The sequence below is a fragment of the Sporosarcina koreensis genome, assembly GCF_042655825.1.
Taxonomy (GTDB): domain Bacteria; phylum Bacillota; class Bacilli; order Bacillales_A; family Planococcaceae; genus Sporosarcina; species Sporosarcina koreensis.
Window position 1 is genome coordinate 320,483 of sequence record NZ_JBHSNP010000029.1, and the last position, 26,028, is coordinate 346,510.

Genomic DNA, 26,028 nt, shown 5'->3' on the forward strand with positions numbered 1-26,028 from the left:
GCCGCGGCGTCCCGGTTTTTATTTTGCGCTCGAACTTCTCTTTCAGCCTCGATAAGTTCTCGTTTCCATTTTAAACATCGCTTTCAATAGGAAGCTAGCGAGGGGATGTCGTATCGCCCTACTTTCGCGGGGGCCGAAAGTCCCGAAATGACGATAACTTTGTGAAATTGATCGATAACTCGCTCCAACTGACCGATAACTTCTAGAAAGTGACCGATAACTCGCTCCAGATGACCGATAAACCCCGGGAAATGACCGATAAGAAAAACACCCGGGGCTCCCCGGGTGTTTCTACACAATCTATAGCAATAAATACGCAATCGGTGTCACAATAATGATAGTCAAGATGACACGTTGCACCCAAATCGCGATAAGTTGCGGAATGGAAATCGGAATTTCCGTTGAAACGATGCACGGCACGACTGCCGAGAAGAAGATGATCGACGAAACCGATACGACCGCAATGACAAATTTGACGACCAATGCCGATTCCACAACGAGCAACGCCGGCAGGAACATTTCCGCGATGCCAAGTGCGCTCGCTTTTGCGACAAGCATCGGCTCCGGCAATTGCAGCGCCCATGTGAATGGATAGAAGATGTATCCGAGCCAGTCGAATACGGGCGTGAATTCAGCCAACACAAGCCCCAACAGACCGATGGACAAGATAGAAGGCAGGATTGCCATCGCCATCAATAGTCCATCCTTTACGTTAGCCGCAATGTTTTGTGCAAACGACGGAGCTTTCGAAACCGTGTCCATCGCTTCGCTCCAGGCTGCCGCGATGCGCTTCCCTTCCGGCTTCAATTCCGGTTGCGGCGTCGAGCCTTCATAATACTCGTTTTTAATCGAACGCAGCGGCCATAAGTGGACAGTGATTGCCGTAACGATAAATGTGACGACCAGCGTCACCCAGAAATACAAATTCCACATGCTCATTAAGTCGAGCGTCTTCGCAACAACAACCATGAATGTTGCGGAAACTGTCGAGAATCCTGTCGCAATGATGGCAGCTTCCTTCGCTGTATATTTCCCTTCTTTATACACACGGTTTGTAATCAACAGCCCCAATGAATACGATCCCACGAATGAAGCGACGGCATCAATCGCAGACCTGCCCGGCGTTTTCCACACAGGACGCATGACCGGCTGCAATAGGACTCCGACAAATTCCAATAATCCATATCCAACTAATAGTGCAAGGAATACCGCCCCGATCGGAACTAATAATCCTACGGGAATGACTAGTTTATTCAACAGGAATGGCCCCATGCTTGGCTCAAACAGCCATGCGGGTCCGATATTGAAGACGAGCATGATACCGACGACTAAGCCGATTACTTTGAAAAACGAAAAGACCATATCGACCGTTGATTTCTTCCACACGCCTGAAATGAATGGATAAACCGCCCCCGCAAGAATGACGACTAATGCAACGTATGGCAATGCCCCTCCAAAATGCGTTTGTATCCAAGTGACAATATGATCCAGCATGATCGAATTCTTCTCACCGATTGTGACCGGAACAAAAAACATGAATGCCCCAATTGCGCTGAAAACGAAAAACTTCCACATACCTGGATTCGAACGTGTTTTTTCCCCTACTTGTTCCATAACTTTTTCACCCTTCCCCCAATATTCTGTCAAATCCAATGGAAAGAAAGCCGTGAATGAAATTCTGCATGTTTTCATTCACGGCAAGGCCTTATCCTACGACCTGTTCTCCCTTTTTCCAAACTTTATCGACATGATTCACGCCGAATAAATACTGCAGCTCCTGGTAGTTCGAAACATTCCACATGACGACGTCCCCTTGCTTGCCCACTTCAAGCGATCCGACTTTATCCTCCATCCGGATGGCGCAAGCGGCATTCATCGTTGCCGCGACAAGCGCTTCCGCAGGCGTCAAACGCATCGAGATGCACGCCAAATTCATGACGAGCGGCATCGAAGTCGTCGGTGACGAGCCCGGATTGCAGTCCGTTGAAATGGCGACTGCTACGCCTTCATCGACCATCTGGCGCCCTTTCGCAGCATCCTCGCGTAAGTACAAAGCAGTTGCCGGCAATAAACAAGCGATCACTCCCGCTTCCGCCATCTGCTTGATCCCTTCGTCAGAAGCCTTCAACAGATGCTCCGCCGAAATGGCGCCGACTTTCGCAGCTAGTTCTGCCCCCCCATACGACTCAATTTCATCCGCATGGATTTTCGGAATCAAGCCGAGCTTTTTGCCTGCTTCTAAAATGCGTTCAGACTGTTCCGGAGTAAAAACACCGACTTCGCAAAACACATCATTGAACACTGCAAGCTTCTCTTCTGCCACGACAGGAAGCATTTCATTGATAATCCTATCAATATATCCGTCTTCATTCCCTTTATATTCTTGCGGAACAGCATGCGCCCCCATGAATGTCGGCACGAGGTCGATCGGATGGGTTTCATTCAACCGCTTCGTCGCCCGCAGCTGCTTCAGCTCCGTCTCGAGGTCAAGGCCATATCCACTCTTCCCCTCGACAGTCGTGACGCCGTGCTTAAGGAATGAATCGAGCCTGCGTGAAGATTGCTCCACCAATTCATCTTCCGTCGCTTCACGCGTCATCCGCGTCGTCGCGTGGATGCCTCCGCCCGCATTCATGATTTCCATATATGTCGCGCCTTCAAGCCTCATTTCAAATTCACGCTCGCGGCTGCCCCCATAAACAACATGTGTATGTGGATCGACAAGCCCAGGTGTCACGAGACGTCCCGTCGCATCGATGATGTCCGCTTCGGACGCACGGTCGCCGAATTGACGCTCCAACTCCTCGGTCGTCCCGATGGCTGTGATGATCCCATCTTCAATCCACACACTGCCGTCTTCAATGATGCCAAGTTCGGACATTTCCTTGCGCTTACGCGGCTTATTCTCACCCGCGATTGTCGCTAGTTGTGCTGCATGTTTGATCCAAATTGGTTTCAAAGATTTCCACCTTCCATCATTGGGATGTTAACCCCTTTTTCCTTCGCTGTTTGAATAGCGAGATCATAACCCGCGTCGACGTGGCGGGCGATACCCATTCCAGGATCCGACGTCAACACACGTTCAAGTCGCGCTTCCGCTTCCTTCGTTCCGTCAGCGACGATGACCATGCCCGCGTGTTGCGAATAGCCCATTCCGACACCACCGCCGTGGTGGACAGATACCCAAGTCGCCCCACCGACCGCGTTGATCATCGCATTCAGGATCGGCCAGTCCGAAACGACATCCGAGCCATCCTTCATCGCTTCCGTTTCACGGTTCGGAGATGCAACTGAACCTGAATCGAGGTGATCGCGTCCGATGACGATTGGCGCACTTAATTCACCGCTCGCGACCATATCATTGATGATCTTCCCGAAACGTGCACGTTCGCCATACCCTAACCAGCAAATCCGTGAAGGCAGCCCTTGGAATTGAATTTTCTCCTGCGCCATTCTGATCCAATTGCAAAGATGCGTATTATAGCTGAATTCACGCAAAATGACTTCGTCCGTTTTCCGGATATCTTCCGGATCGCCTGAAAGCGCCACCCAGCGGAAAGGTCCTTTCCCTTCGCAGAACTGCGGACGGATATATGCCGGAACGAATCCAGGGAAATCAAATGCCCGTTCAACGCCTTCATCCTTCGCCACTTGACGGATGTTGTTCCCGTAGTCGAATGTGATGGCGCCTTTATCCATCATCTCGATCATCGCGGCAACATGCTTCGCCATCGATGCTTTCGAACGTTTTACATACTCGTCCGGATCCGCAGCTCGGAGCTCTGCCGCTTCTTCAAGGCTCAAACCGGACGGGATATAACCGTTCAACGGGTCATGCGCAGATGTCTGGTCCGTCAATACGTCCGGATTGAATCCGCGTGCAATCATTTCTGGCAAAATGTCTGCGGCGTTACCAAGAAGACCGATTGACAATGCCTTCCCTTCCGCCTTCGCCTCTTCAGCAAGACGGATCGCTTCATCAAGAGAATCTGTCTTCACATCTGTATAACGTGTATCAATGCGGCGATCGATCCGCGTTTCATCGACTTCGATGCCGATGCAGACGCCCCCTGCCATCGTGACCGCCAATGGCTGCGCGCCGCCCATGCCGCCGAGACCAGCCGTCAACGTGATCGTCCCTTTCAATGACTCCCCGAAATGCTGCTTCGCAAGCTCTGCAAACGTTTCATACGTCCCTTGCACGATCCCTTGCGACCCGATATAAATCCAGCTGCCCGCCGTCATTTGCCCGTACATCATCAAGCCCTTTTTGTCGAGCTCATGGAACGTATCCCAATTGGCATATGCCGGAACGATATTCGAGTTGGCAATCAATACGCGAGGCGCATCTGTATGTGATTTGAAAATCGCAACCGGCTTACCCGATTGGATCAATAATGTTTCATCATTCTCAAGTTCTTTCAACGAACGGACGATGGCGTCAAAGCTCTCCCAGTTACGCGCAGCCTTCCCGATTCCCCCATAAACGACGAGCTTCTCAGGATGCTCCGCCACATCGGGATGCAAATTGTTCATGAGCATCCGAAGCGCCGCCTCCTGCTGCCATCCCTTCGTATTCAATTCCGTGCCTGTATATTGAACTACCTTCTCTACTGTATCCGCTTTCATTTTCTGATGACCTCCCTTTCGTTACTATCATTCTATAGGGAAATTTCAGTCATTTGTTAATGAATTAATTGCAATCTTATACTTTCTTGATGCGATAGGTGTTTATTTATTCACTTTGTTGATGTTTATTAATAAATAGCGAGCATTCACTTGATTCATTCAAGAAAATGCTCGCTTTACTTGTTTATAGCAACATCCGCAAAAACGATTCAAAGTTCACACCCGCCACGCTTGGGATTTGTTCTTTCGCCGTCGCTTCGATGGCGGCAGATAAGAATTCCTCCGCCAGCTTCATCGTCTCGGCAACATCTTGACCGCGCATCATGCCGCCCATGATGACCGATGCAAATAAATCACCCGTTCCGGAATAGCTCATGCCATTATACTCCTGGAGACTGTGAAACGAGCGATTCTCATCGATATACATATTACCTACATATCTTGTTTTCGAAATAGCCGGCGGGTTCAATCCGGTAATGATGACTTTAGCGTCAGTGGCCGACTGCAACATGCGTCCCGCCTCTTCGATTGCAGATAAATAATCCTCGTTTGACTGATAGCCATGCAATTTTTCATACGGCAAGCCCGTCAGTAAACAGCACTCCGTTACGTTTGGCGCAATGATATCCGCAAGCTTCGCCAGTTCCTTCATATAGCCGACCAATTCATCCGACAAAGCTTCATACATCTCTCCCCGATCACCCATGACCGGATCGACAAGCAACGTTGTACCTTCTTTATAAAACGTATCTAAAAACGAAAAGATATTTTCAATCTGCTCTTTTCCTGTCACGAATCCCGTATGAATGCCGTCAAAAGCAGCGCCCAGCTTGCTCCACTCGTCCGTAAAATGATTCATCTTCGACGTTAGATCCTCACAATAATAGCTTGGATACTCTGTCTGCGACGTCAAAATGGCAGTAGGCAGCGGCACTGCCTGTACGCCCATGACGGACAAGACCGGAATTGCCGCCGTGAGCGAGCATTTTCCGAAGGACGACATATCTTGGATGACCGCAACTTTCTTCATTCAAATTCCCACCTAACTCGTCGATACTTGCTTTTCTACATCGTACCACAAGAAGAAAGAGGCAAGAATACACGGACGACAATTTAATCTGACCTCTACCGTTTTTACCAATCTGGCACTTTTGTGATGGTCAGCTCTTTAGTACTATTGAGTTAATCAAAAAACTATGAAGCGAGGAAGGGAAAACGCCTATGCAAAATATACAACGAAGCACTCATTCTGCAACACGGGCAAAAACATTCGATTTGGTGCTTACTGCCGTTCTATCGACACTCGTCCTAGTGTCAACTGTATTCATCAACATCAAACTCCCAATCGGCCAAGGGGGCTTGATCCACCTAGGCACTGCTGCCCTTTTCATCGTATCGATCCTTTTCGGACCGAAAAAAGGGGCACTTGCCGGCGCCATTGGAATGGGCTTGTTCGATATTTTCGGCGGCTGGGCAATTTGGGCGCCTACGACAATCGTCGCCCGTGCTCTGCAAGGCTATATCGTCGGTAGGATCGCTTGGTCAAAAGGGCATCAAGGAGATCATATAGGGCTCAACATCTTAGGTGCCATCGCATCCATTCCTGTCATGCTGGCAGTCTACTTTGTTGGCCAAGGCATCATGTTCGGCAACTGGATCCAACCGTTCGCATCGATTCCGGGTGACCTCATTCAGAACATCGTCGGTCTGCTGATCGCCATCCCGCTATGCGTGGCATTGAAAAAGACTCCTTTTTTCCGGAAGAAATTTTAAACAAAAGCCAGTGAAGAAAAACGCTAATAGCAAATCAAACTGGAGCAAAATTAACGTATGCTTTAAACACAGATTGACAATAGAAAATGCAAGTAAAAACGCACAGCTCATTACGTCTGTGCTTTTTTACTTGCTATATTGATGGTTACACTTTTGTAACACCTCATTATATGCCAGGAATGTCAATCGTCCTTTCCATTCCATTCACTGCACCATGGAAGACATATATTGGCTGATAAAAACCTTTTGAATCCAAATAATAGCCTGTTTCCACGTGATCGATCTTTACATTTTCAATCTGTCTATCATCCATGGCTTGCAGAAACCCGCCTACCAAAACCTCATTATACGCATCTTTTTCACTCTTCATCTGCACATCGCGCACCTTCTCATAGGTAACTAAATGATTCTCAATACTCTTGATCGTTTGATCGTTGTAAAATACGGCGGTGAGGGAACCGTTCACTAGCTGATCTCCCGTTTCTCTCATATTCATTACCCATTCATATGTACCTACGTCGAGTTTTCGGAATTCAGCTTCTCCCGGAATAACGATCCCGAACGCCGTCAGATTTTCTTTTAACGTTTCTTCATCCGTGTCGATTGGCTCTTTTCCTTCATCATGGCTAGAAAAATCCGTGTATTGATAGCTTCCATCCAAATAATCGAACCAAATGTTATGGGAACGATCACTTCTAAGCCAGTAGATACCGACTTCCGGATAATCGATGATTTCCATATTGGTGGTATCCAAGTCCAGATTTTCGAAAAAGCGTTTCACGAAATTATCCGCCTCAGCATTCGTATAGCTTGGCGCATTATAAACCGGCATGACGATTTCCTTGTCGTTCAGTTTCACCTCGAGTGAAATCGCAGCCTGGCGCATGTCCGCCTTATGTACAGGTACAATGGCAAGGTTTCCGAACTCCTTGAAATGATAGCATGTAAAGATGACCCCAAAAGCCATGCAAGTTGCCAAAAGGGGCGAAAAGTAAATAAGCAGCTTCTTGACCCCCTTGCTTTTCACTGTCAGAAGGCCCATTACCATTCCGTAGCCGATCACTGCTCCAAGCAGGTTATTGAATAGATCATCCGCTTCAAACATGCCATACCCTGTCAGGAGCTGGAATGTCTCGATGGAAAGTGTAAATAAGAGCGCCGCACCGATGGTGAATGTCGCGCGTCGGAATCGCTTCTGCCATAACGGCAGAAGGAAGCCGAAAGGTACAAACATCACGATATTCAAAATGACGAATTGCCAATGTCTCACGCCGAAACGATACCAAGCTTCTTTGTAAGAACTGAAGAGTGTTAAATCTATCCTGCCTGGATAACTTCCTCCCCTATTCAAAAAGGTGACACCGATCACCATCACTACATATCCGACCAACAGTCCGCCGATTAGCAGTTGTTGCGGTCGAATCCTTTTCTTTCCTTTAAAAAGCTTTTTATAGACAATGAAGTATCCAAAAACAAACACAATCCCTAAAAACACAATAGCAACCATCACTAACATAAAATACTCTCTTGCGATGCCAATCAGTTCTTGTATTCGCAATTTGCACCACCCTTTCCCCTATCTAAAAAAACAAATCTACGCAAAAGCTTTCAATCGACTCCTCGGACATTATCCCCTGCATTTTTTACGTTTTTAAAATGTTAAAGAAAAGCTGTATCCTTCACTGCTTTTCTTTCAATCACTCTCTGCCTCATCCTAAACTGATAAGGCGTCATGCCCGTTTCCTCTTTGAATCGCCGGCTGAAATACGTCGAATGGGTAAAGCCCGCGGACTTGGAAACTTCGGCAATTGGCAAATCCGTCTCTTTCAACAGGCGCTTCGCTTCTTCGATGCGGGTTCTCAGCAATGCCACGCTGAAAGACTCTCCCGCTTCCGCTGCATATTTCCTACTCAACGTACTTTTATGAATTCTCAACTCTTCCGCACATGCCTCCAAGTTCCAGGAGGCGTCCCAATAATTAGCCGCAATCCGTTCCTGCACTTTATCGGCTAGCGATCTTTTTCCTTCCGCGATCCCTTCGGTACTTTGGAGCAGCTCCGCAATGAATGCCAGGAAGGACCGGATGATATGGTACATGACCGGTTCACGGATCACCGTTTCGAATAGTAAATGATAGGCGTGCTCCACTGCCTGCGACTTCAATGATTTCGCTGTCATATAACGTCGGATTTGCGCTAGGATGCTCGTCAGCCGGACGCGGACCATTTCAGGGTCGGGGAATGGGGATTCGAGCGTCAGGAAATCCTGCTCCATCCACTCCCTGATCGCCGCCACTTGCCGCTTCTCGAGCATTTCTACCCATTTCCGCTGCTCAAGCGGCGATAAAAACGGATCCATATCCCGCCAATGAAAGCCCTCCTGCTCGATCGTCAAAATATCGTAGCCGTCATAAAAGATACGTTCGTGATACTTGCGCATTTTCTTATAAAGTTCCCGGTACGTACGGCCCCGGCTTTCATCCGCATGCAAATAAACCGTCAGCAAGGCGTCCGATTGGCGCTTCCACTGTGCGAAAAAGATTGAATATGCCTCTTGTAGGACGTGCAGATCTTTCAGCTGATGGACGACGAGCACAAAATCCGAAAACGGGAAGATGTCATAGTGGAGCGGAAAATCATGCATTTCGAGTTCGCGGACAAGATGGTCGAGCTCCTCCAACCGTGATGGCGCGATTAAACTAAAAAGCACTGGGGTTTCCGCCTTTGTCTCCCCGATAAGGAAATCCTCGTATGTGACGATTGCTTCCCTTTGTTGGACGGGGCCTTTCAGCTGCGTCTTTTCATTCCGCCAGCGGAAGCGGATTTGCTGGACTTGTTTGACAAGCCGGTCGGGCTGGAACGGCCGGAAGAGGATGTCTTCCGCCTTTAGGGAAAGCGCTTTGTAGACCGTTTGGAATGTCCTTTCGGAGGAGATGCCGAGCCAGATGGCGTGCGGCGGCAGCTCAAATTCCGCTGTCATGATGTAGTTCATGTCGATGATGTAGAGGTACGCATCCGTTGAGGCGTCCGCGCTCTCTGCAATGTCGACTTCCACGTCATTCCATTGTGATGTGAGCAGCCATTTCAGCCCTTGCGCTTCGAGCGGGTCTTTGATGAGCAGTCGAATTTTCATGCGATCACCTATTTTCGGGATTTGATTTATTTGAAACTGCCTTTATACTGATGGCAAGAAGTCTTTCATTTCAGAAAGGATGAGTGCTTTGAATAAAGTCAATGAATCTATTTGGACCGGCCGGACTGATGATACGGAAGACCGTGTGAGTTTCCGCTATCATCAAGTCGTTGAACAACTGGCCGATATTGAGCAAGCTTCTGGCGGATGCGCCATCATCGGGTTCGAATGCGAGGAAGGCGTCCGGCGGAATAAAGGCCGTTTGGGTGCTGCTGAAGCTCCGAATGCTTTGCGCAGCGGACTTGCGAACCTTCCTTGGCGATTCCCGGAAACTGCTCGCCTATCCGATGTCGGCAATATTGCGTGCGACGGCGAAGACTTGGAGTCCGCTCAACAGCAACTCGGCAAAGCGGTGACGGCAATCCTTTCGAAAGGCGTGGCGCCGATCATTCTCGGCGGCGGGCACGAAACGCTATACGGGCATTATCTCGGTGTCCGCGAATTTATCGGCAAGGACGCAACGCTCGGCATCGTCAACATCGATGCACATTTCGATTTGCGCCCGTATGACGAGCAGCCCTCTTCCGGCACGATGTTCAGACAGATTTTGGAGCAGGATCCGAAAGCCCGCTATTTCGTTGCCGGCATCCAGCGGTACGGAAACACGCAGGAGCTGTTCGATCGGGCAGATTTGCTAGGTGTTACATACGTGCATGAAGACGAAATGATTCCTGGGCATCTAGATGATTTGATGGCTGCATTGGATGATTTCATTGGTCAGCATGACTCGGTGATGCTCACTTTATGTACAGATGTCTTGAACGCGGCATTCGCACCCGGCGTCAGCGCCCCTTCTCCATTCGGGCTGGAGCCATCCACTGTACGCGCCATTATCCGAAAAGTTGCGGGTCATGAAAGAACGCGTTCCTTCGATATTTGCGAAGTGAATCCTACTTTGGATGAAGGCGGACGGACTGTGAAGCTTGGTGCTTATTTTGTGAATGAAGCGATTGTGAGTTTGATGAATAAATGATAGGAAGTTGCCCGCCATTGCATGACCGGCGGGCTTTTTTATTCAGACGACGCGGTTTTCCGGCTCTTTCCCTTCAAGCACATCGGTGATTGCTTCTACATTCAATTGCATCATCGCATGGCGCGTCTTAACGCTTGCACTTCCAATATGCGGAACCGCCGTGACGTTCGGCAATGTGAGCAATGGATGACGGACGGGGACCGGCTCGGTTTCATAGACGTCCAATCCAGCAGCGAAAATCGTTTCGTTTTTCAACGCGTCATAGAGAGCCACTTCATCGACGATGCCTCCGCGTGACACGCTGATGAGGGTTGCCGTTTTCTTCATGAGTGCGAGTTCACGTTCGCCGATCATTCCTTTCGTCTCTTCCGTGAATGGGACGAGGATTACCACATGGTCAGCGCGTTTTAATAGATCGTCCAATTCGGCGAATTCGGCTTGGTATTCTTTTTCTGCATCGGATTTCCGGCTGCGGTTATGGTAGAGCACATGCATGTTGAACCCTTTCGCCCTCCGCGCAAACGCCTCGCCGATCCGGCCCATGCCGATGATGCCGACTGATGTCCCGTGCACATCCATCCCGGTGAAACCCATCGGCGTCCACGAAAGCCACCCGCCTTGCCGCAATTCCTTCTCCGCTGAATTGAAGCGGCGAGCAGTAGCGAGGAGTAATCCGAACGCAAGATCCGCGGTTGTTTCCGTCAACACATCGGGCGTGTTCGTCACGACGATGCCCTTCTCCTTCGCCGCTTCCGTATCGATATTGTTGAAGCCGACCGCCATATTCGAAATCACTTTCAAATTCGTTGCGCTTTCCAACATGTCCCGGTCAATTGTATCGGAAAGCATCGTACAAAGCGCATCGACTTGCGCGATCTCTTCCCGCAATACGTAATCGGTCACCGCGACGTCTTCCGAATCCCACATCCGGACAGTGAACTTCTCTTTAAGCGGCGCGATGATTTCCTCTGGCAGCTTTCTTGTAATAAACACAGTCGGTTTCATTCCAGCCCCTCCCGTTTCTCTTTTTATTTATTTTAGCACAATTCAGTCGGTTCTTTTTTCGCCTTGCATAAAGTTATCGGTCAGTTGGGCGGAGTTATCGGTCAGTTGCCGACATTTATCGGTCACTTGCCTGCTTTTATCGGTCACTTGCCTGCTTTTATCGGTCACTTCAGCCGACTTATCGGTCATTTTCACAAAGTTATCGTCATTTCATGACCTTCGAACTATGTCCAAAACAAACAAAAAGTGCCCCGCCCACTCGCGAAGCACCCGTCAATCAGCCACCAATATAACTCATATCAATCTTCTTCCTATTTTTCACTGTCTGTTCCGTCCGCTCGTCAGAATAGCGGTCTGCTCGGCGTTCCCAAACACCCGTTATCGCATCAAGAAGCTCTTCATCCGACATGCCGCTGCGGATTAATTCCCGTAAATCGAATCCATCCGAAGCGAACAAGCAAGTATACAGCTTTCCATCAGAAGACAGCCTTGCCCTCGTACATGTCGAGCAGAACGATTCCGAAACCGATGTGATGAAACCGACTTCCGCACCGTTGTCCAAATACCGGTAACGCTTCGCCACTTCGCCGTAGTAGTCCTCTTCAGCAGGCTCCATCTCGTACTCCGCGTGAAGCATTTCATAGATCTCTTTCTTCGTCACGACCTTCTCGAAACTCCATCCGTTATCATTGCCGACATCCATGAACTCGATGAACCGCAATGTGATGCCGCGTTCCTTGAAGTACGCCGCCATCGGGAGAATTTCACTTTCATTCACACCTTTTTGCACGACCATATTCATTTTGATCGTGAAGCCGATGTCCCTTGCGCGATCGATATTTTTCAAAATAAGCTCCGGCTTGATGCCGCGGCCGTTCATTTTCCCGAACAGCTCCGGATCCATCGCATCAAGGCTCATATTCAAGCGACGAAGGCCCGCGTCGTACAGCGGCTGCGCATATTGCCCGAGCAGTACACCGTTCGTCGTCAGCCCGATATCCTCAATTCCTTCAATCTTCGTCAGCTTCGCAATCAAATCCGGAAGCTCCCGTCGCATTAGCGGCTCGCCGCCGGTCAGCCGCAGCTTTTTCACGCCGAGAGACGCAAATAGCTTCGCGAATCGCTCCATTTCCTCAAACGACAGCAGCTCGTTTTTTGGCAAAAACACATAATCGTCCCCGAAAATCTCCTTCGGCATGCAGTATGTGCACCGGAAATTACAGCGGTCCGTCACCGAAATCCGCAAGTCCCGGATCGGGCGGCCTAATTTATCTAGAATCGGATTCATTCTCGTCAACTCCCTTCCAGGATATCCAGAGTGTTCGCATTCATAAATATCCGGCAGGCTTCGTCTTCCGTCAGCAATTCGCCTTCTATCCACCGAACTCCGTGTTTCTCCTGAACGTCCATCACCCGCCGCTTCCCGTTTTCAAGCGCTTCATGTAAATCCGGAAGTGCAGCCGCATCCCACACGGATACGAGCGGATGAAGTTTTCCGTCCAAAACGACAGCGGTCACCCCGGAACTATGGCATTCGAGCAAACGACCTATTACATCAGCTGTCATAAAAGGCATATCACAAGGCAGTACGATATAGCGTTCAGCGTGCAATTTCTCCATCCCGGATAAAATCCCTGCGATCGGGCCTTGGCCCATAAACGGCTCAATATCTGTCGTAACATTCAAATCACCAGGAAAGCGCTCCACCAATTCGGGACGCGTCACAATAATGCTTTCTTCGCAATACGGGGACAATGCATCCAATGACAATTCATAGAAATACCGATTCTCCCATTCGGCAAACGCCTTCGGGGAACCGAACCGGCTCGACAAGCCACCGGCAAGCACAATCCCTGCCGTCTTCATCAGCCACCGCTCACTGGTGGAATGAAAGCACAAACATCACCCGACTCGATGACATCGTCTTTCAAAGCATATTCTTCATTCACCGCCACTTGGACATTGTCCGAACCGAATCCCGGATAGGACTCCTCCGCCCAGTTCAGCAGTTCCGCCACTGTCATCGAATCGCGGTCAATCGTCTCCTCCCCTTTTCCTGTCACTTCACGAAGCCGCGCGAAATAATTCACTTTGATCATGTCAGTCCAACCCCTTTTTCAGGATATTTCTTCTGTGCACCGATCCATTCTTCGCCGTCTTCCCAAATTTCCTTCTTCCAGATAGGCACGACTTCTTTAATCCGGTCGATCGCGTATTCATTCGCTTCATAAGCCGCTTTCCGGTGTGGCGAAGATACGGCGATGACGACGGCGATGTCCGAAATTTGCAGTTCGCCGATCCGGTGTGCGATTGCGACGCGTACACCTGGCCATTTCGCTTCCATTTCCGCACCGATCTCCGCCATTTTCTTTTCCGCCATCGGGACATACGCTTCGTACGATAGATACAGCGTCTTCACGCCGTGCGTCCATTCCCGCACATTCCCGGTGAAAACCGTGACGGCGCCCGCCGAAGGATGCAGCACATAATCCATATATTTTTGAACCTCTATCGGTGTTTCCACGATTTCATACTGTTTCATTGCCATCTCCCCTTCCGATCCACTCCACAAACCATTCGTCAATCTGCGCCGCTTGCTCACGCGAATGAATATGGGGACAATCCGTCGAAATTTCCGGACATCCGATCACCAGCTGACGACCTTGCAAATTTTGAAGCGAATCCCAGTCTTCCCGATCGCGAAGCAGGATTACTTTATCTCCATATTCCTTCTTAAACCCTTCGATCAATAACACATCCGGTTTTCCGGTCGAAGCCATTTCTTTAAGCTTGGCGAAGCCCGGCTCTTCATTCCAAATGAACTGAACTGCTCCGCCTCCAGCTACGAGCGTCGAATCGGCTCCGTTTGCCAGAAACTGCGCAGTATCTGTTGTGACATCGCTCATATCCGGCTGCCCGCCATGCCCATGATGCTTCAGCACGGCAACCGACAAACCTTTCTCCTTCAATAAACGGACCCATCTGGCAACCAATGTCGTTTTGCCGCTGTTTTTATAGCCGACGACATGAAGTGTTTTCACAATGTCCACTCACTAATGCCTTGCTCGCTGCCGACCAACAGGATATCGACTTCATCCCCTTCAGCATAGCCTCTCGTTCCGCTCGGCAGTACGATCAGGCAATTCCCACGGGCAATCGACGAGACTGCATTTGATTTATTAAAACCCGCAGGCACCGCTTCAATCCTGCCCTCGGTGAATGTCCAAGTGGCGCGGATGAAACGCGTAAACGGATTCGGCTTTGTAAAGTCCTCGCCCAATTTCGCCGTCATCCTTGGCATATAAGGGGCTGTTCCCCCCATCATCGCAAGGATCGCCGGCCTTGTAAACAGTTCGAACCCTGTGAAGCAGGCGGATGGATTGCCCGATAGACCGAACAAGTATTTATTCCCAAGAACCGCGACAGTCGTCACACTTCCGGGGCGCATCGCCACTTTGTTGAATAAAACCTTCGCGCCGAGCCGTTCGTAAATGGCTGGCAAATAATCATAGTCTCCGACAGAAACGCCGCCCGTTGTAATAAGAAGGTCGGTTTCTGCAATCGCCTTCTCGACAATCGACGTGCAAGCGTCCAAATCGTCCACCGCCATCCCGTACGACTTATAGTCGATGCCCATCCGCTTCAATTGGGCGCGGATCATCGGGCCGTTCGAATTCCGGATTTTGCCCGGCTCAAGTTCATCCGCAACATCGAGCAATTCCGTACCTGTCGATAAAATCCCGGCGACCGGCCGTTTTGCCACCTTCACTTCCGCATAGCCGAATGTCGCGAGCAATGCAACCGTCCCCGGGTGGATGAGCGACCCCGCCTCAATCAGGAGCTCTCCTTCCCGGGCATCCTCACCCTTATAGGAGATATTTTCTCCCGCTTCAAACGGCTTCCGCAGCGTGAATCCGCCGTCCGTTTCCACCGTCTGTTCGAGCATGACAACCGCATCCGCGTTTTCCGGAATTTGCGCGCCCGTCATGATCCGATATGCTTCCTTTTCACCGATCGGCTTGTCTCCGACGTAACCGGCACCGATTTCCCCGATGACTGAGAAGGGAACCCGGTTTTCGCCAGATGCTCCTTCAGAATCGAGCGACCGGATTGCAAATCCATCATAAGGTGATCGGTCAAAAGGAGGTACATCGTGTTTTGCGATAATCGGCTCGGCAAGCACTCTTCCGTAGGCTTGCTCAAGGTCGACCATTTCCGTTCCCAAAGGCGCTGCGTGCTCCATGACTAGCCTGACAGCCTCCGCCACAGGAATCGGTCTTCTCATTTCCACCATTGCGTTTCCTCTCCTGTCTTCTGCTATACTAAATGCACTATGTTTGAAGGGATTGAATCCAATGTCCGAATTGACGCATTTCAACGAGCAGGGGCGCGCCAAGATGGTCGACGTCTCCGACAAGTCGGTGACGACAAGAACCGCGGTCGCTGCTTCATCGATTGTTGTGAATGAATTGATCCACTCGCAAATTACGGAAGGAATGAATAAAAAAGGCGATGTATTCGCTGTCGCACAAGTCGCTGCAGTCATGGCTGCGAAAAACACATCTTCCATCATTCCAATGTGTCACCCACTTGCCCTTACCGGCGTAGATGTCCGATTCGAATGGCGGATCGACGAGGCAAAGAGCCATTATGAAGTGCTCATCGAAGCCGAAGTGAAGACGAAGGGTCTCACCGGCGTCGAAATGGAAGCCTTAACCGCCGCTTCTGCAGCCGCCCTCACGATTTACGATATGTGCAAAGCGGCCGGCAAAGAGATGGTCATCGGTCCGACGATGCTGCTGAAAAAAACCGGCGGGAAAAATGGTGACTTTGAACGGACTAATAACAGGTAAAAAGTCATGAAATGACGATAACTCATTAGAAGTGATCGATAAAATTGTGAAATTGACCGATAACTATCTGGAAGTGACCGATAAATTTGTGACAATGACCGATAACTTGCCAGAAATGATCGATAACTATTGTAGGAACCTTTCGAGCGACTTCGCGAGCTACTGATCACTTTCGATGCTTCGTCAGTTCGTGCACGATATGATGAAGCTCCGGAAGGATCAGTTTTTCCATCGCCAGTTTCACCGCTTTCGACGATCCCGGCAATGCGAACAACACCTTTTCATCAATCGACCCCGCAGTTGCACGGCTCAACAACGCCTTCGAGCCCACATCTTCCGTATAGCTCAAAAACCTGAACAGCTCGCCGAACCCATCAATCGTCTTCGTGAAATACGGCTTTACCGTTTCAATCGTCACATCGCGGTAGCCGATTCCCGAGCCGCCCGTAATGATGATTGCCTCAACCGCAGAATTGCCGATCCACTCCTCTACATTACCGGAAATCTCCGCAGGATTATCTTTCGAGATCCGATAATCCGCGATTATGTGGCCCGCTTCCTCCGCCATCCGGATGATCGTTCCTCCGCTTTTATCCGTATCCTTATCCCGCGTATCGCTCACCGTCAAAACAGCAATCGCGATCGATTTCTTCTTGTCCTTGTCCGTAAGATTCGACACCCGATCCACTTCCTATCACCCAAAAAATTGATGATACAGCTTCCGCCCTTGTTTCATATCCTTCAATCCATGGATGAGCAGCCGGCCGTTTTGGAATAAAACACAGCGATACCCTTCCGCATGGAATTCCACGAAAAATGGCGTCGTCCGATATTCCGTACCCAACCGCTCCGCCACTCGCACGCCGTCTGCCACAGACAATGTCCTGCCACCGTCCGGAACAATCTGGACGGTTTCCCTCCCGCAAAGGACAGCGTAATGCGTACCTTCGGGTTGATGCAATGAAGGATATGTAGGCGACTCTCCACAAGTTTCACAATTCGCTTTCCGAATCCGTGAAATGCCCGCTTCTGCCTGAGTATTATTCCAGACGTCAAAGTGCAGGAGCTTTGTCATCATCGCGTCATGGTTGCCTGTCAGCCATTTCAACGCTTCCGCGGACTGCCTCGCCGCAACGATCTGGACGGCTGGTGCAATAATACCAGCCGTATCGCATGTTTCATTGACCGACGGGAGGACCGGCAGCAAACAACGGAAACAAGCCGACCGACCCGGGACGAACGGAAAAACAGTGCCCGAACTGCCGACGCATGCGCCGTGAATCCAAGGGATCCCCTTCTTCCAGGCGACATCATTCATGAGAAGTCGCGTTTCAAAGTTGTCCGTCGCGTCCATGATCAAATCGGCGTTTTCCGCGAGCTGTTCAAGAAGCGGGCCGTCCACATGGTCGAGCACTGTATGTATTTCGATGTCCTGTCGGATCTCTTTTAGCCGTCGTTCTGCGGCGACGACTTTCGGCACACCGTCCAACGCGTCTTGTTCGGTGAATAACTGCTGCCTTTGCAAGTTGGACATTTCGACGTAATCACGATCCGCAATCGTCAGTTTGCCGACTCCCGCTCGGACAAGCGTCTCGGAGACGGGGGATCCGAGCGCCCCGCAGCCGATGACGATGACGTGTGCATTTTTCAATCGTTCCTGCCCTTCTTCGCCGATCGGCTTGAAAAGCGTTTGACGCGAATATCTCGTTCCCACTTCCCCTTCACACCCTTACTTTTTTTACATCTAGCTCCGGCAGGCCGCCTTCGACTCAGAAATGAAGCATAGGGCTGCCGATCACTTCTCCTTCAGTATAGACTGTAAATTGTGCAAATGCAGTATTTACCGACAAAACTATATCATTCGGATTGGTGACTAGACCGCAATGCATGCAGTCAAGATGGAATTATTCCCCTGCCGTTCCATTAGAAATTGAGGAACTTCTTTCGTAATGCATATTCGACAAGTTCCGGCCTGCTTTTCAAATTTAGCTTTTCCATGATCTTCGCTTTGTGCGCTTCAACTGTCTTGACGGAAATATAAAGCATTTCCGCAATTTCTTTATTCCCGTATCCTTTTGCAACGAGTGGAAGGATTTCAATTTCCCTTCTCGACAAAATTTTATAAGGATCCGTCTCCACTTCACCGACGTCCTTTGTCACGAATTGCCGGACGAGGGATGTCGCCATGGAAGGATGGATATACGTACCTCCGTCGTACACCGTCCGTATTGCTGTTAGCAGTTCCTCGTCGGGGGAGTTTTTCAATACATAACCTGACGCCCCGTTCTTCAATACGTGAAATAAGTATTCCTCGTCATCGTACATCGTCAGGATGATGACTTTCGTTTCGGGAAAGTCCTCTTTGATCTTCCCTGTAGCGATCAACCCGCTCTCCCCAGGGGGCATGCTCAAATCCATGAGCAAAATGTCAGGACGATGCTTCGCCACTAGTTCATACGCTTCCAATCCGTCTGCCGCCGTCGCTACTACTTCCATATCGTTTTGAAAGTTCAATATGTGCATGAAACCGCTGCGGACGACCGCATGATCATCGGCAATGATGATCTTCAATCTTCAACCCCTCCTTCTGCAACTGGGATTTCCAGCCGAATGACGGTCCCTTTCCCCATTTCGGAACGGATATGAAGGCGTCCGTCCACGAGTTCCGCCCGCTCCTTCATCCCGTAGATGCCAAGGCCCGTGCCTTTCGGGTCCGTGTTTTTCAACTCGAACCCTCTTCCTTCATCCACGACCCATAAATTCAACAAGCCGTCAGCTTCATACAAGCGAACGACCATTTCATCGACTTCCGCATATTTCAACGCGTTGAACACCGCTTCCTGGCATATGCGATAGACGACCGTCTCAATCTCACCTTCATACCGTTTCGATTCAAGTTCTGGATGGAAATGGATGACGAGCCCATAATTCTTCTCCACCCATTTGAAATGGGTGCGGAAAGCCGCCTCCAATCCGAGATCATCGAGAGTGGCAGGACGCAGTTCAACGGATAGATGGCGGATATCATCCAGTAAACGCATGAGCGAGCCTTCCGTCTGCTGCACTTTCTTCAAAACTTCCTCTTCGATGGTCATATACTTCAAGACACGCAAATCGACTAATGAACTGAGCATTTCCTGCGCCACGCTGTCGTGGAGTTCACGGGAAAGGCGTTTCCGCTCATCCTCCTGAGCTTTGATTACCCGTTTCATCAGCTGCTTCTGATTCAGTTCCTCTTGCGTCTTGTATTGCTGAGTCAAGTCCCTTAGCATGAAGACTCGGATTCCCGTCTCTTCATCGATGGTCTGGATGCTGCCGGAATAAGGGATGATCCCCCTCCCTTTCGTATCGAAATACACTTGGAAGGAGCTGATGTCCTCGTCTGGATTAGCCATATAGCACGAGACGCACGTCAAAGATTCGTCCGAGCTCGTAAAGCCTTTGCACGCTTTGCAGATCGCTCCGGCGCTGCCCGCCATCATCTGCTCGAAGACATCCTTTTCAATAATCTCTTCCGCAGCCGTATTCATTGCCAGCGTCTTCCCTTGACGGTCAAAAAAGAAGATGGCTTCATCGGAATTACCATATAGTTTCATTAATAGATCCGACAAATGCACATTACCGGCCCGACTCATCATTCACCATCTCCTTATTATAAAATGGACCGAACTCAGTCCCGATTTCCTGCTTGAATTGCTCGAACTGTTCACCGGTCAGTCTCCCGCCCGTCCTGTACCCAACGAGCAAGACGCCGTTAACCCGGTTGTATTTATAGAGAGGGATTGCTCCGAAGCTTTTGAGCCCTTCCGTAACGATAATTGGATAGTTGAACAGATTGTCAGCGCTCCATTCTTCATCCACATCCCCGACAAACATAGGCTTGCCTGTCTTGAAGACGAGCCCTGCCAATCCTTTTCCCGATTGCAATTTCAGGCGTCGATAGCGCTCGCTCCGATTCCCTGCCACATACATCCATCTCAATTCAAATCGGCGTTCTGGCGATTGGACGAGCGCAATGCCGATGTAATCGAAGCCGAACAACCCTTTCAAACACTCTATTTCTTGTTGAAAATCAAAACCCACCCGTTCTTTCATAGCCAATGCTCCCCACGGAAAATCGTTTATCTATTTCCTACTCTACTAGATGACCTTCTATTCAGGATATAGCTCCTACCGATATAATTCAATGGAGCGGCTGTCATATAACCGCTTCCAGTCTGAAGAGATGATTTCATTCCTTCTATAAAAAAATGACGTACAAATAAGGGAATTCTACCTAACTATTTTTCCATATACCCCACGTATTACAGATTAACCAAAACAGAAAAACTATAACGCCTTTGCAATCCGCTCAAACAAGACGTTATTCTCAAGATGGACATGTTCGAACGTCTCTTTTTCAAGCTGCTCTAGTCGAGCATAAACGAGCCGATATGTCCCGCAAGCTTCTTCCGGCGGCGTAAAGTTATCAGTGATTTCCCTAAGCTCGTAAAGCAGGCGCCCCGCATTGTCATGTTCCGCTTCCAATTCGGATACGAGAGGCTTCAATTGTTCTTTCAATTCAGGCGTAGGATTCGTTAAGAATTCAAGAATAATAGGGAAAACATTTTGATCTTCATCATCGGTATGGTCGAGCAGTTCTGCACGCAACGTCTTGAAAATTTCCTGCACACGCAGCAAATGCGGGTAGTTCTCACCATGGACGCGCGCAACCTTCGTAATATAAGGCGCTAGCATCGGAAGTTCGTCGCGCAAACCATCATGGTATTTTTCCTTGATATAAGCGACCAATGTCTTCTCCCCGAATGAAGAAGGATCCATGCTCATGCGGTTTTCCTGTTTCTCTTCTATTGAATGGATGCTGCTTAACACTTCCTCTGGATTCAAGTTCCGCTGCTCCGCGGCTTCCTTCAAAGGGATCTTCCCGCCACAGCAATAATCGATGCGCAGATTCCTGAACAAATCGGCGCTTTGCGGCAACGCTGTAACAATATCCGAGACGCGTGTATCGATGGTAAGTGAAGACATAATGAATTCCTCCCAATTATTATTTTCGTTTTTCATCATAAAGAATGTGCTTCGGAAGCGATATTAGGGAATTGCCTATTTCCCTTCCGTCCTATCATCATAGTGGAGCGGATGCCCGCCGGATGTGATGCATAGCTCAGTTTTCGCGATGTCATAAATTGTTCAAAATGTCGTTGGAGGGGGGGATCACCGGGGGCTCGGGGGTTACCACCGATTCGGACGACTTTACCACCGATTCTCAAGGGTTTACCACCGATTCGGGCAACTTTACCACCGATTTTCAGGGGCTTACCACCGATTCGGGCGACTTTACCACCGACTCCATGTTTACGCTCCCACTTTCAGCTCTTTATCACAGCTTCAACATCGGTTATCACCGTTCGCGCACACTTTATCACCGTTCACACGGGGTTTATCACCGCTTAGCCAGACTTTATCACCGCTTACACAGCTTTTATCACCGCTTGCCCATATTCTTCCACAAATAGACACATTTCAATAGAGATTTCATTCCCCTTTCAAATAACTGGTATACTACTCTTAATAAATAGACTATTAAACGGGGGTTGTTGTGTGTCTCTTCAATTTATTAACGCGGAAAAGCGGATTCACGATTCCGTCGTCTTTCCTCCTTTTGACTTGTCTGTCGACGCCGGGAAAGTCGTTGCTGTCTATTCGAGTGTCAATGTCCGCGAGCAGCTTATCGGGCTGCTGCTTGAAAAATCAAAGCTCTCGAATGGAGAAATCCGGATTGGTAATAGCAACATCTCAGAAAACAATTTGAAAATCGGATTCTATTTTCTTCAAGATGGCTTATATGAACGGTTATCGATAGAAGAAATGATTCATTTCACAAAGCAGCTATATTTTTCAACTGATTCTGTCCAGGACGTTATTCAGACAGTTCAATTGGATTCAAAACGATGCGTGAAAATTAAGCAGTTGTCCTATTCGGAAAGAAAACGTGTTCAGCTCGCCTGCCTACTTATGCAGGATGCAACAATCAATATTTTTGAAGAACCTGATCAAAATCTTGATTTGGAATCAAAACGGATTTTCCTTTCCGTGCTACAACAGCTGAAACAAGATGGCCGCAGCGCATTTATGTTAACGGGAAATATGGAAAGCGCCTTCACAGCCGCCGACCAGATCTTCCGTTTGGATGAAAATGGTCTACATACCGTTCAAATAGAGGCAGAAGAGGAATCACAAAAAGACAGTGAAAGCTCACATTCTATCGCTGATTCCATCTCGCCTGTCCGATTCGAAAAGATTCCAACGAAGGTCAATGAAAAAATCGTCTTATTTGAGCCACCGGAGATCGACTATATTGAAAGTAATGACGGACAATCCTTTTTACATATTAAGGGGGAATCTTTCCCTTCCCCTTCCACATTGAATGAATTGGAAACACGTTTGCTTCCGTTCGGCTTCTTCCGCTGCCACCGGTCGTATATCGTGAATTTGCAGAAGGTGCGGGAGGTTATCACTTGGACGAGAAATAGTTATAGCCTTGTTTTGGATGATGCCGAAAAATCGACAATTCCTTTATCGAAAACAAAGATGGTGGAGCTGAAAGAGATGCTTGGACTATAAGTTTGTAGAAAATTGTATTATTTCCTCGGAAATATCTTGACGCAATTTGACGATTCGGCCCCGGAAATGCACCGTTCATGAAAGAGAAAAGGAAATCCACTTTATAAAAAGGTTCATTCACCTGTGATTTTGCGCTATTCACCCTCTACGATGCTCTTTTCATCCAGAATATGATGCTGCCTATTCCACTTTCCCCTATTCTGGAGATGCGAATACGAAATGCACGAAATCCAACAGAGGGGGATGGAAATGGAAAATATTATTGAAGTGAGCAGCTTAGCAAAAGTCTTTGCGAATCAAACAGCACTTGAAAGTGTCGACTTCCATGTAAAGAAGGGGGAAATTTTCGGTTTCCTAGGACCGAGTGGATCGGGTAAAACAACGACGATCAAAATTCTGACCGGTCAATTAACACCTACAAGTGGGACGGCAAACGTTTTCGGGGAATCCGTTTCGCAGCTCAAGAAATCGGAGTACCGCAAGCGTTTCGGAGTGTTGACTGATAATAGTGGATTATATGGACGACTCACAATCTACGATAATTTGAAGCTCTATTGCAATCTTTATGATGTTCCTTATACGAAAATTGACGAAGTGCTCTCCACGGTTAATTTGAAACAGGAGAAGTCGAAAAAAGTTTCTTCTTTATCCAAAGGGATGGCTCAGCGGGTGACCCTCGCGAGGGCTTTACTTCATGAACCAGAATTGCTTTTCCTTGATGAGCCGACGTCCGCACTCGACCCGATGAATTCACTTCATATACATGAAGGGCTTCGGGCACTCAACGAGAAAGGTACAACGATATTTTTGACGACGCATGATATGTATGAAGCCGAAACATTATGCGACAGAATCGCATTTTTGAATAAAGGAAAAATCCAATTGCTGGATACACCTGGCCGGTTGAAGAAGAGTTATTCTGATTCGACAATTACTGTGGAGTTATTGAATGAGGAAAAAGTGATCTTGCCTGCAGGTTCTGAAGGAGCAGCTCAGTTATTTGAGTATATGAATACGAATCGAGTCGTAACAATCCATTCGAACGAGCCGACTTTAGGGGATATTTTTGTACAAGTGACAGGGAGGAAATTGACATGATTTCATTAAAGCGCATGAATGCAATTTTGCAGAAGGACTTTAAGGACTTTTCAAGGAATTTCGCGGTATCTTCAATAATTTTCACCCCCATTATTTTAGGCGCTTTTTACGGTAGAATCGGTGTTGATTCGCTCGAATCCCATTACATGCTTATCAATATGGCATTTGCAATGGTAGCCTCATTTGTCCAATGTTGTTTGATTGCTGAAGAAAAAGAAAAAAACACGTTACGCGGGCTTATGCTTTCTCCAGCGACTACAGCTGAAATTCTTGGTGGAAAGAGTTTACTGACGTTCGTTTTCACAATGATTGTCGTCTTTTTCACTGGATACTTGGCGGAATATAAGCCTGCAAATATCGCGATCATTGCAATAGCAGTCGTTTTATCGTCATTCTTTTATATTGCATTAGGGACGCTGCTAGGTCTTTATTCTAAGTCGGTAATGGAAGCATCGGTCCTTGTTATGCCCGTATTCATCATCTTTTCATTCGGTTCTTTCCTTACACATTCTGTGGAAAAATACCCGATTTTGAAAGCAGCGACATACTTGCCAAATATCCAATTAATTGAATTGGCGACAAAAGTGGAAACAGGTGCTGGTTTCGCGGATGTTCTTGTCGAATTGGCGATCATTTTGGGATGGGTCATTGCATCCATCATACTGACGGTTGTCATCTACCGCAAAAGGATGGTGGATTGAAATGAAGCAAGCACTTAGGTTTTTTATTGGAATCTGTGTGGGGGCGATTGTCATCGCTGCCTATAAAATGTTTTTCGCTTGATTTGAGGTGGCATTTTTGAAAAAAATGATTTCGTTTTTACTAGGAGGATGCATCGGGTTTTCCGCCGTCCTGTACTTCATCCTATTCCCGGAGCCTTGGTCGATGCGCACTTTGCTAACCATCACTGCGAGCATCATCGTCAGCTTTCCGCTGACCATATTACTCCACGAATTGGGGCACCTCCTTGCCGGTCGGCTTCAAGGGATGCGACTGCTCAATATGAGTGTCGGTCCCTTCGTCATCGAAAGGCACGAGGGAAAGCATCATTTCCATATTGCCCGATCCGCCCTCGGTTATCTAGGTCGGGCGATGATGTATTTTCCTAAGCATTTGGAACAGGACATGATGCGGGACAAGCTGGTCCGTTATATATACGGTGGCCCGTTGATCAATATCGTTACCGGCGTATTGATGATCGGGAACGCATTCGGAATTTGGCATCACCCGTTCTGCATCCTATTCGGTTTGGCGAACTTGCTTGTCGGCATCACGAACTTACAACCTAACATGGCTAAAAGTGCAATGACCGATGGTTTGGTCATCCATAGGCTTCGGACGGTCCCCCTAGAGGAATCTGTCATAGTGACAGCCTATTCAGCTTTAACTGAGGGAATGAAAACGACGGAAGTTAACAAATGGAACGCGGATTTGATTAGACAAATGGAAAGGCTATTAAGTTCCGAGGATCCAACTGCGAAAAGCCTTCTGCCTACAATAGGATATTACTACTTGCCAGAGAAGCCGGAAAAAGTGCTCGATATCGGACGGACCTCCGCCTTCACTAGGGAAACCGCCGCTTTTGATTATTACGCTGATTGTGCCGATATCACCTTTGCCACGGCCCTTTTCTTTAATGAACAACTGAAGGATTACCCGTTGATTGAAGAGGAGCTCCGAAAGATCGGGAAATCGGATGCAATAATGGATTTGAAACGTGATGCCCTTCTTTCATACATCAACGGTGATTTTCCGGGAGCCTTCGAGCATCTGAACAACGCCAAGGATGCGCTCGGCAAATGGCATCCGCTCTATTTGCGGGGAGAGTCGGAGCGGAAATTGCTGCAATCGATGATCGAGACGATGAAAAAGGAATGTTGA

General features: G+C 48.6%; 27 protein-coding genes. 7 read left to right on the top strand and 20 right to left on the bottom strand.

From position 1 onward, the window contains the following. Window positions 1-300 precede the first annotated feature (300 nt). From ACFPTP_RS17340 to ACFPTP_RS17355, 4 genes are all read right to left on the bottom strand, one after another. Window positions 301-1,614, bottom strand: a complete 1,314-nt coding sequence (locus ACFPTP_RS17340; RefSeq protein ID WP_381447410.1) for a YjiH family protein — start codon at window positions 1,612-1,614, stop codon at window positions 301-303. 91 nt (window positions 1,615-1,705) lie between these two features. Continuing rightward, entirely contained in the window at window positions 1,706-2,959 is a 1,254-nt protein-coding gene (gene hutI / locus ACFPTP_RS17345; RefSeq protein WP_381447412.1) for an imidazolonepropionase, read from the bottom strand. Beyond that, window positions 2,956-4,629, bottom strand: a complete 1,674-nt coding sequence (gene hutU, locus ACFPTP_RS17350) for a urocanate hydratase (protein ID WP_381447414.1) — start codon at window positions 4,627-4,629, stop codon at window positions 2,956-2,958. The genes hutI and hutU overlap by 4 nt, the downstream gene beginning before the upstream one ends. 184 nt (window positions 4,630-4,813) lie before the next feature. After that, entirely contained in the window at window positions 4,814-5,659 is an 846-nt protein-coding gene (locus ACFPTP_RS17355) for a pyridoxamine kinase (protein ID WP_381447417.1), read from the bottom strand. Window positions 5,660-5,850: 191 nt separating this feature from the next. Here ACFPTP_RS17355 and ACFPTP_RS17360 point away from each other — a divergent pair, with 191 nt between their 5' ends. Then, window positions 5,851-6,402: an ECF transporter S component gene (locus ACFPTP_RS17360; RefSeq protein ID WP_381447419.1), complete on the top strand. Its 552-nt coding sequence runs from the start codon at window positions 5,851-5,853 to the stop codon at window positions 6,400-6,402. A 166-nt stretch (window positions 6,403-6,568) separates the two neighbouring features. Here the strand turns inward: ACFPTP_RS17360 and ACFPTP_RS17365 are convergent, their stop codons facing one another. Both ACFPTP_RS17365 and ACFPTP_RS17370 read right to left on the bottom strand, forming a co-directional pair. Further along, the gene (locus ACFPTP_RS17365) at window positions 6,569-7,960 is read right to left on the bottom strand and encodes a VanZ family protein (protein WP_381447422.1); all 1,392 of its coding nucleotides are present in this window, start codon (window positions 7,958-7,960) and stop codon (window positions 6,569-6,571) included. A 101-nt stretch (window positions 7,961-8,061) separates the two neighbouring features. Further along, window positions 8,062-9,534, bottom strand: coding sequence for a helix-turn-helix transcriptional regulator (locus tag ACFPTP_RS17370; RefSeq protein ID WP_381447425.1), 1,473 nt, complete (start codon window positions 9,532-9,534; stop codon window positions 8,062-8,064). Between the two features lie 79 nt (window positions 9,535-9,613). Between ACFPTP_RS17370 and hutG the strand changes: the two genes are divergently transcribed. Next, a complete protein-coding gene (gene hutG / locus ACFPTP_RS17375) occupies window positions 9,614-10,567 on the top strand; it encodes a formimidoylglutamase (protein WP_381447427.1) in 954 nt (317 codons plus the stop codon). Window positions 10,568-10,609: 42 nt separating this feature from the next. On the opposite strand, the gene ACFPTP_RS17380 is transcribed toward hutG, so the two are convergent. The 8 genes from ACFPTP_RS17380 to ACFPTP_RS17415 form a co-directional block, all read right to left on the bottom strand. Then, window positions 10,610-11,572 (bottom strand): 2-hydroxyacid dehydrogenase, encoded by a 963-nt coding sequence (locus tag ACFPTP_RS17380; RefSeq protein ID WP_381447429.1) that lies wholly within the window; start codon window positions 11,570-11,572, stop codon window positions 10,610-10,612. Between the two features lie 42 nt (window positions 11,573-11,614). After that, window positions 11,615-11,767 (bottom strand): hypothetical protein, encoded by a 153-nt coding sequence (locus ACFPTP_RS17385; RefSeq protein ID WP_381447431.1) that lies wholly within the window; start codon window positions 11,765-11,767, stop codon window positions 11,615-11,617. A gap of 82 nt (window positions 11,768-11,849) precedes the next feature. Beyond that, window positions 11,850-12,860: a GTP 3',8-cyclase MoaA gene (gene moaA, locus ACFPTP_RS17390; RefSeq protein WP_381447433.1), complete on the bottom strand. Its 1,011-nt coding sequence runs from the start codon at window positions 12,858-12,860 to the stop codon at window positions 11,850-11,852. A gap of 5 nt (window positions 12,861-12,865) precedes the next feature. Further along, a complete protein-coding gene (locus ACFPTP_RS17395) occupies window positions 12,866-13,438 on the bottom strand; it encodes a molybdenum cofactor guanylyltransferase (protein ID WP_381447436.1) in 573 nt (190 codons plus the stop codon). Beyond that, window positions 13,438-13,671: a molybdopterin converting factor subunit 1 gene (gene moaD / locus ACFPTP_RS17400; protein ID WP_381447438.1), complete on the bottom strand. Its 234-nt coding sequence runs from the start codon at window positions 13,669-13,671 to the stop codon at window positions 13,438-13,440. Before moaD ends, ACFPTP_RS17395 begins: the two co-directional genes overlap by 1 nt. Beyond that, complete coding sequence (locus ACFPTP_RS17405; RefSeq protein ID WP_381447440.1) at window positions 13,668-14,114, bottom strand: molybdenum cofactor biosynthesis protein MoaE; 447 nt, start codon at window positions 14,112-14,114, stop codon at window positions 13,668-13,670. Before ACFPTP_RS17405 ends, moaD begins: the two co-directional genes overlap by 4 nt. Then, on the bottom strand, window positions 14,101-14,613 hold the full coding sequence (gene mobB / locus ACFPTP_RS17410) for a molybdopterin-guanine dinucleotide biosynthesis protein B (protein ID WP_381447442.1): 513 nt from the start codon (window positions 14,611-14,613) through the stop codon (window positions 14,101-14,103). Before mobB ends, ACFPTP_RS17405 begins: the two co-directional genes overlap by 14 nt. Further along, window positions 14,610-15,866: a molybdopterin molybdotransferase MoeA gene (locus ACFPTP_RS17415; RefSeq protein WP_381447444.1), complete on the bottom strand. Its 1,257-nt coding sequence runs from the start codon at window positions 15,864-15,866 to the stop codon at window positions 14,610-14,612. Before ACFPTP_RS17415 ends, mobB begins: the two co-directional genes overlap by 4 nt. A 61-nt stretch (window positions 15,867-15,927) precedes the next feature. Between ACFPTP_RS17415 and moaC the strand changes: the two genes are divergently transcribed. Then, the gene (gene moaC / locus ACFPTP_RS17420; protein WP_381447447.1) at window positions 15,928-16,425 is read left to right on the top strand and encodes a cyclic pyranopterin monophosphate synthase MoaC; all 498 of its coding nucleotides are present in this window, start codon (window positions 15,928-15,930) and stop codon (window positions 16,423-16,425) included. Between the two features lie 166 nt (window positions 16,426-16,591). Here the strand turns inward: moaC and ACFPTP_RS17425 are convergent, their stop codons facing one another. The 6 genes from ACFPTP_RS17425 to ric all read right to left on the bottom strand — a co-directional run bounded on the left by ACFPTP_RS17425 (window position 16,592) and on the right by ric (window position 21,453). After that, window positions 16,592-17,104: a MogA/MoaB family molybdenum cofactor biosynthesis protein gene (locus ACFPTP_RS17425; protein WP_381447450.1), complete on the bottom strand. Its 513-nt coding sequence runs from the start codon at window positions 17,102-17,104 to the stop codon at window positions 16,592-16,594. Between the two features lie 15 nt (window positions 17,105-17,119). Then, entirely contained in the window at window positions 17,120-18,139 is a 1,020-nt protein-coding gene (locus ACFPTP_RS17430; protein ID WP_381447452.1) for a ThiF family adenylyltransferase, read from the bottom strand. A 209-nt stretch (window positions 18,140-18,348) separates the two neighbouring features. Then, on the bottom strand, window positions 18,349-18,996 hold the full coding sequence (locus ACFPTP_RS17435; protein ID WP_381447455.1) for a response regulator: 648 nt from the start codon (window positions 18,994-18,996) through the stop codon (window positions 18,349-18,351). Next, window positions 18,993-20,060 carry a sensor histidine kinase gene (locus tag ACFPTP_RS17440; RefSeq protein ID WP_381447457.1) on the bottom strand — a complete coding sequence of 356 codons (1,068 nt, stop codon included), beginning with the start codon at window positions 20,058-20,060 and terminating at the stop codon, window positions 18,993-18,995. Before ACFPTP_RS17440 ends, ACFPTP_RS17435 begins: the two co-directional genes overlap by 4 nt. Continuing rightward, on the bottom strand, window positions 20,044-20,520 hold the full coding sequence (locus ACFPTP_RS17445; protein ID WP_381447460.1) for a GAF domain-containing protein: 477 nt from the start codon (window positions 20,518-20,520) through the stop codon (window positions 20,044-20,046). The genes ACFPTP_RS17440 and ACFPTP_RS17445 overlap by 17 nt, the downstream gene beginning before the upstream one ends. Window positions 20,521-20,754: 234 nt before the next feature. Continuing rightward, window positions 20,755-21,453 (bottom strand): iron-sulfur cluster repair di-iron protein, encoded by a 699-nt coding sequence (gene ric, locus ACFPTP_RS17450; protein ID WP_381447462.1) that lies wholly within the window; start codon window positions 21,451-21,453, stop codon window positions 20,755-20,757. 573 nt (window positions 21,454-22,026) lie between these two features. Here ric and ACFPTP_RS17455 point away from each other — a divergent pair. The 4 genes from ACFPTP_RS17455 (at window position 22,027) to ACFPTP_RS17470 (ending at window position 26,028) form a co-directional block, all read left to right on the top strand. Beyond that, entirely contained in the window at window positions 22,027-23,049 is a 1,023-nt protein-coding gene (locus ACFPTP_RS17455; RefSeq protein ID WP_381447465.1) for a LytTR family transcriptional regulator DNA-binding domain-containing protein, read from the top strand. Window positions 23,050-23,298: 249 nt separating this feature from the next. Beyond that, entirely contained in the window at window positions 23,299-24,147 is an 849-nt protein-coding gene (locus ACFPTP_RS17460) for an ABC transporter ATP-binding protein (RefSeq protein ID WP_381447467.1), read from the top strand. Further along, complete coding sequence (locus ACFPTP_RS17465; RefSeq protein WP_381447469.1) at window positions 24,144-24,848, top strand: ABC transporter permease; 705 nt, start codon at window positions 24,144-24,146, stop codon at window positions 24,846-24,848. The genes ACFPTP_RS17460 and ACFPTP_RS17465 overlap by 4 nt, the downstream gene beginning before the upstream one ends. 106 nt (window positions 24,849-24,954) lie before the next feature. After that, entirely contained in the window at window positions 24,955-26,028 is a 1,074-nt protein-coding gene (locus ACFPTP_RS17470; RefSeq protein WP_381447765.1) for a site-2 protease family protein, read from the top strand.

Bases quoted from the DNA above. Each gene is read 5' to 3' on its own strand.
- ACFPTP_RS17340 (WP_381447410.1), bottom strand. From the start codon at position 1,614: ATGGAACAAGTAGGGGAAAAAACACGTTCGAATCCAGGTATGTGGAAG.
- hutU (WP_381447414.1), bottom strand. From the start codon at position 4,629: ATGAAAGCGGATACAGTAGAGAAGGTAGTTCAATATACAGGCACGGAA.
- ACFPTP_RS17355 (WP_381447417.1), bottom strand. From the start codon at position 5,659: ATGAAGAAAGTTGCGGTCATCCAAGATATGTCGTCCTTCGGAAAATGC.
- ACFPTP_RS17360 (WP_381447419.1), top strand. From the start codon at position 5,851: ATGCAAAATATACAACGAAGCACTCATTCTGCAACACGGGCAAAAACA.
- ACFPTP_RS17370 (WP_381447425.1), bottom strand. From the start codon at position 9,534: ATGAAAATTCGACTGCTCATCAAAGACCCGCTCGAAGCGCAAGGGCTG.
- hutG (WP_381447427.1), top strand. From the start codon at position 9,614: ATGAGTGCTTTGAATAAAGTCAATGAATCTATTTGGACCGGCCGGACT.
- ACFPTP_RS17380 (WP_381447429.1), bottom strand. From the start codon at position 11,572: ATGAAACCGACTGTGTTTATTACAAGAAAGCTGCCAGAGGAAATCATC.
- moaA (WP_381447433.1), bottom strand. From the start codon at position 12,860: ATGAATCCGATTCTAGATAAATTAGGCCGCCCGATCCGGGACTTGCGG.
- ACFPTP_RS17395 (WP_381447436.1), bottom strand. From the start codon at position 13,438: ATGAAGACGGCAGGGATTGTGCTTGCCGGTGGCTTGTCGAGCCGGTTC.
- moaD (WP_381447438.1), bottom strand. From the start codon at position 13,671: ATGATCAAAGTGAATTATTTCGCGCGGCTTCGTGAAGTGACAGGAAAA.
- ACFPTP_RS17405 (WP_381447440.1), bottom strand. From the start codon at position 14,114: ATGAAACAGTATGAAATCGTGGAAACACCGATAGAGGTTCAAAAATAT.
- ACFPTP_RS17415 (WP_381447444.1), bottom strand. From the start codon at position 15,866: ATGGTGGAAATGAGAAGACCGATTCCTGTGGCGGAGGCTGTCAGGCTA.
- moaC (WP_381447447.1), top strand. From the start codon at position 15,928: ATGTCCGAATTGACGCATTTCAACGAGCAGGGGCGCGCCAAGATGGTC.
- ACFPTP_RS17440 (WP_381447457.1), bottom strand. From the start codon at position 20,060: ATGAGTCGGGCCGGTAATGTGCATTTGTCGGATCTATTAATGAAACTA.
- ACFPTP_RS17445 (WP_381447460.1), bottom strand. From the start codon at position 20,520: ATGAAAGAACGGGTGGGTTTTGATTTTCAACAAGAAATAGAGTGTTTG.
- ric (WP_381447462.1), bottom strand. From the start codon at position 21,453: ATGTCTTCACTTACCATCGATACACGCGTCTCGGATATTGTTACAGCG.
- ACFPTP_RS17460 (WP_381447467.1), top strand. From the start codon at position 23,299: ATGGAAAATATTATTGAAGTGAGCAGCTTAGCAAAAGTCTTTGCGAAT.
- ACFPTP_RS17465 (WP_381447469.1), top strand. From the start codon at position 24,144: ATGATTTCATTAAAGCGCATGAATGCAATTTTGCAGAAGGACTTTAAG.
- ACFPTP_RS17470 (WP_381447765.1), top strand. From the start codon at position 24,955: ATGATTTCGTTTTTACTAGGAGGATGCATCGGGTTTTCCGCCGTCCTG.